Consider the following 1,777-nt stretch of genomic DNA (forward strand, 5'->3'; position numbering starts at 1 on the left):
CAGCCTGTTGCTTTTTGCATTGGTGCTGGTCGGCGTGTCGTGGTGCCTGGTGGGTGGTGCTTTGGCATGGTTCGGCGTTATGGCGAAGGGGTACCGGCGTGTGGATCGTGAGCAGGCGTTTTTGTTGCCGCCGTCGATGACGGATTGGTTGCCGGATGATCACGTGGTGTGGTTCGTGATCGAAGCGGTCGATCAGATGGATACCTCGGCGTTTCATGCCCGGGCGAAGCTCGGCTCGACCGGGCGAGCCGGTTATGACCCGGACATGTTGTTGACGTTGTGGGTGTTCGCGATGGCGCATGGGGTGACCTCGTCGCGGCAGATCGAGCGGTTGTGCACCACCGATGTTGCCTTCCGGATCATCTGCGCCTCGGATGTGCCTGATCACACGGTGCTTGCCCGGTTCCGCTCGGCGCATGAACAGGCGTTGGAGGATCTGCTGACCGAGTCGTTGGTGCTGGCCACCAAGCTGGGCATGATCCGTCTCGGGGTGCTGGCGTTGGACGGAACCAAGATCAAAGCGAACGCGGCCAAGCGGCGTAACTATTCCGAGAAGTATCTGCGGGGTCTGGCGCGGGAGCATTTGCGGCAAGCCGCTGCTGACGACGAGGCTGAGGACGCGCTGTTCGGTGAGCACACTCGGGGGGACGAACTGCCGCAGGATCTGCGGGATCGCACCGGCCGGGGCGGCCGCATCCAGCAGGCGTTGCAGGAGTTGGACGAGCGTCGACGTGCTGATGAGGCCGAGATGGCGGCCGAGCAGGCCAAGGCGGAGGAGTACATCGTGAGGTTGGCCGACCCACGTGGGGCGGCCAGGCCCCGGGACGTCCACCGAAATGTGTCGATCCGGTGGACGCGGCCAAGGCCCGCCTGGACCGGGCCCGCGCCCGGCAACAAGCCTGCATCGATGACTGGCAGGTCCGCCGCGCGAAGGCAGCCGCCGAAGGGCGCACCCTGCGCGGTGGCCACCCGCAACCCGTCGAGCAAGCAGGCCGGGTTCGCCGGGCCCAAGCAGACTACGACCAGGCCATCGCCACAGCGGCCACCACCAGCTCCACCCCTGTCAGCGATGAGACCACCGGGTGTCACAAGGTCAACTTGACCGATATCGAATCTCGGCTGATGTCCACCCGGGACGGGTTCATCCAGGGCTACAACGCTCAGACCTCCACCAGCGCCGATCAGTTCATCACCCACGCCCGGCTGACCCAAGACACCAACGACGTCGCCCAGTTCTGGCCCACCATCACCAGCGTGCAGTCCACCCTGGCCATCCTCACCGAACGCGTGCCCGAACGCGCCGACGACCTACACATCGGCACCGCACTGGCCGACTCCGGCTACAACAGCCCGGACAACCTCACCGCCCACGGCCCCGACCGACTCATCGCCAATCACATGCCACCCACGCTCACCGACCAGCCTCCACCCGAACACGCCACACCCCGGCAAAAAATGGACCACCGGCTAGCCACCGAACAAGGACGCGCCCTCTACCAACAACGCGCACCCCAGGTCGAAGCCCCCAACGCCTGGCTCAAAGACGGCCGCGGCCTACGCAAAGGCTTCTCCCGACGCGGCCTGAAAGCCGCTCAATCCGAACTCTGCTTCGCCGCCGCCGTCACCAACCTCCTCCACCTGTTCAACCTCGGCATCACCACACCACAACTCGCCACCACCTAGCCACACCACAACCCCAACCACCACCCAGACAGGAACACCCTTCCCGAACGACATCACTCACCACCAGCCGCCCCCGTAAAACGCAACAGGCTGT

General features: G+C 65.1%; 2 protein-coding genes. Both read left to right on the forward strand.

Translation table 11 applies throughout. From position 1 onward, the window contains the following. Positions 1-1,102 (forward strand): transposase (locus G8760_RS30095; protein ID WP_207782872.1); only part of this gene is annotated, 1,102 nt, incomplete at its 5' end. Between the two features lie 20 nt (positions 1,103-1,122). Further along, positions 1,123-1,683 (forward strand): transposase, encoded by a 561-nt coding sequence (locus G8760_RS30100; RefSeq protein WP_207782873.1) that lies wholly within the window; start codon positions 1,123-1,125, stop codon positions 1,681-1,683. The last annotated feature ends 94 nt before the right edge of the window (positions 1,684-1,777 follow it).

It is taken from the genome of Phytoactinopolyspora limicola (assembly GCF_011320225.1).
Lineage (GTDB): Bacteria > Actinomycetota > Actinomycetes > Jiangellales > Jiangellaceae > Phytoactinopolyspora > Phytoactinopolyspora limicola.

Excerpts from the sequence above, each read along its gene's own strand:
- G8760_RS30100 (WP_207782873.1), top strand. The coding sequence starts at position 1,123 with ATGTCCACCCGGGACGGGTTCATCCAGGGCTACAACGCTCAGACCTCC.